At 63.8% G+C, this 7958-nt stretch carries 10 protein-coding genes; 8 read left to right on the plus strand and 2 right to left on the minus strand.

The features are described from left to right. The first annotated feature begins 251 nt into the window (after positions 1 to 251). From KQ303_RS10885 to KQ303_RS10895, 3 genes are all read left to right on the plus strand, one after another. On the plus strand, positions 252 to 1637 hold the full coding sequence (locus KQ303_RS10885; protein ID WP_259730293.1) for a cytochrome P450: 1386 nt from the start codon (positions 252 to 254) through the stop codon (positions 1635 to 1637). Positions 1638 to 1892: 255 nt separating this feature from the next. After that, positions 1893 to 2168 carry a high light inducible protein gene (locus tag KQ303_RS10890; RefSeq protein WP_259730294.1) on the plus strand — a complete coding sequence of 92 codons (276 nt, stop codon included), beginning with the start codon at positions 1893 to 1895 and terminating at the stop codon, positions 2166 to 2168. A gap of 44 nt (positions 2169 to 2212) precedes the next feature. Then, positions 2213 to 2395 carry a hypothetical protein gene (locus KQ303_RS10895; protein WP_094512647.1) on the plus strand — a complete coding sequence of 61 codons (183 nt, stop codon included), beginning with the start codon at positions 2213 to 2215 and terminating at the stop codon, positions 2393 to 2395. Between the two features lie 216 nt (positions 2396 to 2611). On the opposite strand, the gene KQ303_RS10900 is transcribed toward KQ303_RS10895, so the two are convergent. Beyond that, positions 2612 to 3142 (minus strand): TerB family tellurite resistance protein, encoded by a 531-nt coding sequence (locus tag KQ303_RS10900; RefSeq protein WP_259730295.1) that lies wholly within the window; start codon positions 3140 to 3142, stop codon positions 2612 to 2614. A gap of 589 nt (positions 3143 to 3731) precedes the next feature. Here KQ303_RS10900 and KQ303_RS10905 point away from each other — a divergent pair. The 4 genes from KQ303_RS10905 (at position 3732) to KQ303_RS10920 (ending at position 6823) form a co-directional block, all read left to right on the plus strand. Then, entirely contained in the window at positions 3732 to 4313 is a 582-nt protein-coding gene (locus KQ303_RS10905) for a hypothetical protein (RefSeq protein ID WP_259730296.1), read from the plus strand. Then, positions 4310 to 4606, plus strand: coding sequence for a hypothetical protein (locus KQ303_RS10910; RefSeq protein WP_259730297.1), 297 nt, complete (start codon positions 4310 to 4312; stop codon positions 4604 to 4606). Before KQ303_RS10905 ends, KQ303_RS10910 begins: the two co-directional genes overlap by 4 nt. Before the next feature lie 148 nt (positions 4607 to 4754). Then, positions 4755 to 4910: a hypothetical protein gene (locus tag KQ303_RS10915; protein ID WP_259730298.1), complete on the plus strand. Its 156-nt coding sequence runs from the start codon at positions 4755 to 4757 to the stop codon at positions 4908 to 4910. A gap of 1391 nt (positions 4911 to 6301) precedes the next feature. Continuing rightward, complete coding sequence (locus KQ303_RS10920; protein ID WP_259730299.1) at positions 6302 to 6823, plus strand: hypothetical protein; 522 nt, start codon at positions 6302 to 6304, stop codon at positions 6821 to 6823. 7 nt (positions 6824 to 6830) lie between these two features. Here KQ303_RS10920 and KQ303_RS10925 read toward each other — a convergent pair whose 3' ends face one another. Further along, the gene (locus KQ303_RS10925; protein WP_259730300.1) at positions 6831 to 7235 is read right to left on the minus strand and encodes a hypothetical protein; all 405 of its coding nucleotides are present in this window, start codon (positions 7233 to 7235) and stop codon (positions 6831 to 6833) included. A gap of 421 nt (positions 7236 to 7656) precedes the next feature. Between KQ303_RS10925 and KQ303_RS10930 the strand changes: the two genes are divergently transcribed. Further along, on the plus strand, positions 7657 to 7958 hold a 302-nt coding region (locus KQ303_RS10930), incomplete at its 3' end, for a class I SAM-dependent methyltransferase (protein ID WP_259730301.1).

Genomic DNA, 7958 nt, shown 5'->3' on the forward strand with positions numbered 1-7958 from the left:
GGATGGCTATGGGTGGTCTAGGCAGAATGTCGCGCAACGACCAACCCCGGCATCGCCATGGCGGTGCGAAAAACTCAGCCGTTGCATAGCCACCTGCAGCGGATGTGCAGCAGCAGGATCAGGTGATTCCGCCCTCAATCGCAGCAGGGCCTGAGGCCCAACGGGTGTGGCCGCCCTGGAGCTGGCTGGCGTGATGGCGTCGCGCCGCTTTCAGCTGACTGCCAGCCTGGGCACCGCTTGGATCCGGTCGCTTGCCCCTCGATTCCGCCACCCTTCAGCCCCTGCCGTGCACGCCAGCCGTGAGCGGCGTGCTCGAAACCCTCGCCTTCTTCCGTGATCCCGATTTCGCCCGCAAGCGCTTCGAGCGCTACGGGGATGTGTACGAAACCAGCCTGCTGGGGCAGCGCACCGTGTTCATCCGCGGCGACCAGGCGATCAGCGATCTGTTCGCCCAGGGTGACGCGGTCCAGGGCTGGTGGCCGGACAGTGTGCGGGAGCTGCTGGGGCCGTTGTCGCTGGCCAATCGCAATGGTGCGGATCACAAGGCTCGCCGGCGGGTGGTGGGGCAGCTGTTCGCTTCCGCCGCCCTGAAGCGCTACAGCCCGGCGATCGTGGCGCAGGTGGAGGTGCTCCACCAGGGCCTGCTGGGTGCCCAAGCGCCGTTGGCCCTGGTGCCGCAGCTGCGGCGCTTCGCCTTCAGCGTGATCGCCAGCACCGTGCTGGGGCTCGATGCGGTCGATCGCGAGGCCCTGTTCATGGATTTCGAGATCTGGTGCCAGGGCCTCTTCTCCCTGCCGTTCGCCCTGCCCGGCAGCCCGTTCGCCCGCGCCCGTCAGGCCCGCAAGCGCCTGTTGCAGCGCCTGGGCGCCGTGCTGCAGAACGCCCAGGCCGCCTCCGCTGCCGGAGCGCCCCTCAGCGCCGGCGGCCTCGATCTGCTGGCCGGAGGCCTCGATGAAGCCGGCCTCCCCCTGGCCGACGACGACGTGGCGGAGCAGTTGCTGCTACTGCTGTTCGCCGGCTACGAAACCACCGCCTCCGCGCTCAGCTGCCTGCTGCTCACCCTGCTGCAGCACCCGGCCGAGCTGACCTGGCTGCTGGAGGAACTCGACGGCTTGCCCTGGCCGCCGGCCGAAGCAGAGGCCGTGAGCGCCTACGACGCCGTGCGGGCGCCGCGGCTGGAGGCGGTGGTGAAGGAGGTGATGCGGCTGACGCCGCCGGTGGGGGGCTTCTTTCGCCGCACCCGGGAGCCGATCGCCCTGGCGGGTGTGCTGGTGCCGGCGGAGCGGGTGGTGCAGGTGAGCATCAGCTCCAGCCAGCGCCACGGCGCTGACCCTGAGGACCTGGCGGCCTTTCGGCCCCAGCGGCATCTGGAAGGGGCGGAACCGGTGACTCTGCTGCCCTTCGGCGGCGGTGAACGGGTGTGCCTGGGCAAGGCGCTGGCGGAACTGGAGATCCGGCTGCTGGCGGTGGGGCTGCTCAAGCAGCTGAGCCTTGCGCTGGAGCCCGACCAGGACCTCACACTCGTGGTGATCCCCTGCCCCACCCCGAAGCAGGGCCTGCGGGTGCGCGCCAGCCGCCGGGGAGCGACAGGCCAGGCCGCAGCGGGGTCTCCATGCGCTGCGGACGCGCAGTCCTGAGGAGCAACGTCCCCGGAAAGGGCACCGCGGCAGGACAGGCGGAGGAGGTCGGCGGAAGGGGTGAGCGACGCAGGATCTCGGCCGGCTGGGCACCCGCTCTGGTTCCGCAAGGCCGCCCGGGCGCAAAGGAGCTGGCGGAACAACCAGCAGCGCCCTTGAGGTACAACCTGCGGGGCCCCATCGCCGCCCAGAAGCGACATCTGTTCAAAATCCGAAATAGTCTGTTACAGTTCTCTCATCCCAAGCGAGAGCCCCATGGCCCAAGCCACCGCCACCGCCACCGCCCCGAGCGCCCTTGACCGCGCCACCATTCGCGGCGCCACCGTCACCACCGAAGACGGCGGCCGCCTCAATGCCTTCGCCACCGAGCCCCGCATGGAAGTGGTGAGCGCCGAGAGCGGCTGGGGCTTCCATGAGCGCGCCGAGAAGCTCAACGGCCGTATGGCCATGCTCGGCTTCATCGCCCTGCTCGCCACTGAATTCGCCCTCGGCGGTGAGGCCTTCACCCGCGGCCTGCTCGGCATCGGCTGAACCCATTGCCCCGATCAGCTCCTCCCCCTCCAACAGGCATCGCCATGAGCCAGTCCCTTTCGGTCAGCAGAGAGTTCTTCGTGGAAGCCCACTCCCGTGCCATCGACAACTGCACGGAGTTGGAAGACCTGCGCAAGGTGTCCAAAACGCTCCTGAGGGCCTGGCAGATCCAGGCCATGTTCAGCGAGCAGTACGGCGCCCAGGCGCTCGGCATCAAGCGGCCCTGAGCGTCCCTCGTCACTGGCCTGGCACTCCTGTACCAAACGCTGTACAGGAGTGCCTTTGCCGTAGATCTCTCTGGCAAGGCGCTCCCTGGAACTGCAGAGGAGATGCTGATCCTTAAGGATCGACTTGCCTGCCTGGCCATTGCTGAACGAAGGACCTGCACCTTCGCCCTCTGGGTCTTGGGGGCGCAGGTCCATCCCGCCACCTAGCCAAGCTGGTCAGGGGCGCGTTGTGCCTGGAGTATCCAGCTGGTCGGTGTCTGCCCAGGCCCCCAGGCCTCGAAAGCGGTTGGCAAGGAAGGCGAGTAGGCCGGGCGGCTGGGCCAGCTCCTGCTCCGCCGCCCATTCGGCTTCGAGAATCTCTCGGTCGTCGATCTTCAGACCCTCAACCAGCCGCCGGTACGCCAACTTCTCATCGGTATTGATGCTCGAGGTGTCTTCCGGTCGCCGGCTGATGCGAAGCACCTGATACGCAAGCTTCACGGCCAGCTGCCGGTCATCGGCCGTGGTGATCCTTGGCAGAAGGGTCTCGAGTGCCTCCGGCCCCAGCGTCTCGGCCGCAAGGGCATCCACAGCGGTGGAAGCGGCTTCTGGGCCGGCCTCTGCCGCCGCCGTGCGCTCCGCCAGCTTCTTGAGCAGCCTTCGCTCCTGCTCAGACATCTCCCCATCGGACCAGGCGACACAGCAGAGGATGCGTAGTAGATCGAGGTCGCCGGCCGGCTGTTCTGCGCTGAGATCCGGCATGGTCATGGCGCCAAGGATGAGTATCGATCCCATTGTGAGGCTCCGGCGCCCACTGCGGCCTACCGCTAACCCGTTACCCAAAGCCACGCCCAGCGCGGCGGCAAGCGCAGTCTCCGGGGAATCGGGAGAAGCGTTAGTGATGTCCAAGGCCTTTGGTCCAGGGCTCATGCCCGAGCGGGGTCCTTCAGTGAGCTGCCGGATCGAGCTGCCGGATCTTGAACCTGAAGATCGATCAGCGGCACGCCTCCATACGGATTGAACCGTCGTGACTTCCTGCACCTTCTCCCAGGTGAATCAGGGCGTGCTGCTGACGATCCTTGATCCCACCGGGAACGGCCGCACCATCCATCATGTCGAGCGAAGCGGCTTAACACGGCAGCCTGATGCGTTCGTGGCTCTGCCCGATGCTGAGATGGCGCAAGGGATGTCTTGCCTGGATGAGTGTCATCCCCAAGGTTTCTTCACAGCCTCTTCATCATCTCTTCGAAGCCGCACGTCGCCGCTTGCTGCTACTGCGCACCGCAAGTGCGTATCCTGCCCATGTTCCTGAAGATTGTCTTCGGGCCTTTCCCGGTGAGATTCCCGCATAATTGGCATGCGCAACCTTCGTGGCTTGATTCGATTGACAGCTGTATTGATGATGACTGTGCCGATCGCCTCGCATGCGGCAGGTGGGCCGCCAGCTTCTCCGTTGACGATGAAGTTTGCTGATCAGACTTATCTCCTTCGATGGTCGTCAAAGCATCAGCATGAGTTCACTCCATCTGATCAGGCTGACCTGAGTCGCTGGACGGACATGATAACCATCAACACGTACCCAGGTGTCAGCGATGGGGATGGGCTGGCCAATGTTGCCAATAGGGTGCTCGATAACTACAAGCAGAACAAGGCCGTGGTGGTTCGCACTTTATCGGTTCCCCGCACTGCCGTGAAGCCCGCCGAACATCTGATCGTCGTTCTTTTCCCTGTTCGTAACTTTATCGAGGCTGTCTTTGCGCGATTCAGGCTGGCTGATGGTCGTGGCACTGCGGTGATCTACAGCCATCGCATCTATGGACAAAAAGTGGGAGATACCACGGCGGCCTGGATGAAGGCCAATGGAGCCACCATTGAGCGTCGCTTGATGGCTCTCCATGAGGTTCCCTCCCACCGCATCCTGGAGCCGGCCAGCCGGTGACCGGGAGCCTCTCTGCACCATGGTGGGTGGAGATCAGCGACAACGGGCGTAGCGGGGTTGTCGTTTACCACGAAGGGATCAATACCATCTCCTGTTACTGGGAGTTCTGCGGTGGCGACACCGTTGCATCCATCTTCATCGGCGACATCAGTGAATGGAACACCTGCTATCCATGGGCGGTCGGGCGGAGAATGGACGTTCTCATGCGCATCGCCGCAGAGGTGGTGCGCCAGAAGGCTCCCACCTGCAGCGCCTTGATTGAGGATCAGCTGGGCTTCATCAGCATCAAGTAGCTCCTGGAGTGCAATGCAAGGCCTTGGTTGACGTCTGACCCGATGTCACAGTCATACGACACCGGCCAGGGAGAACGGCATGTTCAGACACATCGGCAGGCTCGTGTTGCGTCGATTGTCATACCGCGAACCAGGTCCCCCCTGATCAGTGCAGAACCCTGTTGGGACGCGCACAATTGATCACCGCCTGCGCAGCATGGTGACGACGTCTTTCCCTGGCATCGGCTTTGCCGATGAAGTGAATGAACTGATGCATGCGGGCGCTTTAGCGTTGTCAGCGAGTGGCGATCCGCTTGATGCGTGAGCACGACGCTGTGGATGGCACAGTGCTGGGAGTGACTTCTGGCCCATCTGAACCGAACTGCCGAAGTGTGCGTGCCCGCTGGGTGGCTTCCCTTCCCAGCAGCGTCATGATCACCTCCTGGCATGAACAGCATGGTGGCGACTCAAAGCAGCCCCGATGCCATCTCCGACGATGTGCTCGCCTGCAGCCCTTGCTAACGGTTCGATTCAGTAGCGACGGCTCTCCCTGGCTCAAGCAAAGAACATCCCGCCATCTTCGGCTTGGATGATGTGGCGCATCCAGATCGCATACCAATAACTGACCTTTTTGATCGGCCTTGGATTGGGGCGGAAGAATAGATGTTAGCAATACGATGACCCAGTGAAGCAATATCGGAGATAGCCATATGCAAGAGAAGCTGTCATGAAGATGTAAATGCCACTCATCGTCCATGCAAAGAATCTGGGTTTCATTCTCATCACCCATCGGTATCCAAATGTGCTTGCAGTCAGTCCGCCAATTAGCCCTCCCAAGGCAATGAAAGCCAGGCTTACGAGTACTGACAATGATCCCAGCCCTCCCCCCGCTCCCCATGACTCCAGGGAGCCAGGGGTGCAAATCAGTGGGCTGCTGCAAGCCAGGATACAGCCTAAAAAAGCACCCCTTATGCTCACTGCTAATGTGCTTGAAATTGATCGCCGAAGTGCTCCAGCAACAACACCAATGGCAGCACCCAAAATCGCTCCCAGGATCCCACTGAGAAGCGTATGAGTGAATAGCCGGGACAAAACAAAGGCAAGCATTTCATTGACCCCAGGACTTGCGAAGAGAATGGATGCTTGGCAATGATAAATTAGCTGCAGCCGCCTGACTTCGCCGGTGGGGGCTGTTTGCCGCGCCCGGGAGCCCATCGCCCTAGAGGCCCTTGGCGGCAGTGAACGTGTGGACGTGGGCAAGGCGCAGGTGGAGCTGGCACTCCGGCTGCTGCGATGCCCTGAGCAGACAGCTGAGCTTTGCATTGGAGCCTGATCAAGGCCCCACGCTCGTGGTTATCCCAGGCCCCTCCCCGAAGCATGGGCTGCTGCTCCGCCAGGCACCTTGGAACCTCAACGCGGACGGGCAGCAAGACTTCGACATCCCATTGGGGCCCGGCCTCGATCGTCTGCGACTGATCGCCGCAGGTGCGAGGTCAAGAAGCTGCAAGCTCAAGAGTTCACTCGAGGTGGATCCAGTTGAGGTGCTCGTAGAACTCTTTCCATGAGGATGCTGCTAGCCACGGATGGAGCATCGTCGTGACACCGTCCCGCTGGCTTCGCGCATGGTTCAGTCATGCCAGGCGGGCCTGCCTGGTTCACCCTGCCTGGCGAGAGGCTGCCTTTCTGAAGGGAAACTGTTGCCCTGCCGCCGCCGGTATGGCCTTCGCTCTGTGTCTGGTGCTTTCACCAGGTGAGGCTCCAGCCCGGCCCGACAAGGTCGTGGCGCTGCAGGGTCTCTGCTTCCGTTCCCCACGCGCCCTCTCTAGCCCCTTATCGGTGGGTCTCGATGCTGTGTCTGTGGTGCATCCGCCGGCAGCCGACGCGCAGAGCGAGCGCTTCAGCCTCACCGGCGTTCGCTTTCCGCTTGACGTCACCGATGCCAAGGCCGGCATGACCCCGGCCGAACTGCGTGCCTACGTGGCAACGGTGTTCCTCGCCGGCCAGGCCCATCAGGGAAGGCCGATTCAGCGCCGCCTGCTGGAGCGCAGTGTTGAAGGGCTGGCCTTCTCCACCTCGATTCCCGCTCCTTCCTTCGCCGAGGTCTACGCCCTGCGGCTTCAGAATCGAGAAACGGTGGTGCTGGGCTTTAAGTTCCGCAGCGACTGGCGCAATGAGGCTGAGAACCTGATCACTGCGATCGCTGGGAGCCTGCGGGAGTGCAACGTCAACCAGCCCTGAAGCTGGCTCAGCGCGTCTCACACCGCACCCGAAGCACTTCACCCTCCACCCCCGTGCTGACCAGCCGCAGGCGGTCTCCGCCCGGATCCAGGCTCAGCAGGCCGAGGTACAGCCAGGTACTGCCTTCCCCGGAGAGCGCGATGATCACGCCGATCCGCTCGGGCCCCTCTCCCGCCACCGCCAGCACCGGCCCACTGCTCTCGTAGAAGCTGAGGCGATCGGCCTCGATGCGAAGCCACGACTCGTCGCTCTGCGTGGCAGTGCAGTGCCGCGCCTCTGCCATCCAGAGGCCCCGGAAGACTGCGGGGATGGCCCCGAGCCGCTCGGCGGCTTGCGCCGGAGGAGCGAGGGTGAGCCCCGCAGCCAGTCCGGCGATGAGTCCATTGAGAAGGTGCTGGGCGGTGGTCGTCACGGCTGTAGCCGGTGATCGAGCTTCTCAACAATGGCTGGATCACACCGCTCCAATGGCTGGTGCTGCCAATCTCCACATCAAGGCTGTGGAGGGTGCCTCGACACAAGCCGGGTGCTCCGCAACCGATGCATCTCTGAGATCTCCGTGCCTGGTTTGGTTGAGGCCGCACGAGCTTCACGCCCAGGCACTTGAACGGATGCTGTGGGTGCGGCGTTTGCTCAACGCCTTCGGAACAGCTCTGCCATCGCTGCCAGCCCTCGGTCAGCAGGGGTGCTGCCCTGCCGCACGGATCAACGAGGAACCCCGCACGACGCCCTCTGCCCACCCGGCGTCGCCATCATTCGTGCATGCCCTCTCAGGACAAGCCGAGGCGATGCCGAGCCTGAACTCCCTGAGCTGCAGGGAACGGATACCTGAAGTGATGGATCAGCCGGGCATCGACCCCGCCGATCACGCCCGGGCCCTGGCGGGTCTCCGCCGCATCAATGCCCTGAGCCGTTGTTCCGCCTCCCTGTTCGCGCCGATCGCGGCGCTGGCGGCGCGGCAGCCAGACCAGCCGCTGCGTGTGCTCGATCTGGCCTGCGGCGGCGGTGACACCGTGATTGATCTGGTCCTGCTGGCCCGGCGCAGCAAGCTGCCGCTGATCCTGGAGGGCTGCGACATCAGCGCCAGCGCTGTGGCGATCGCCCGCGCCAATGCGGAACGCCGCGGCGCCGCGGCGCG

It is taken from the genome of Synechococcus sp. CS-1333 (genome assembly GCF_025128015.1).
Lineage (GTDB): Bacteria > Cyanobacteriota > Cyanobacteriia > PCC-6307 > Cyanobiaceae > MW101C3.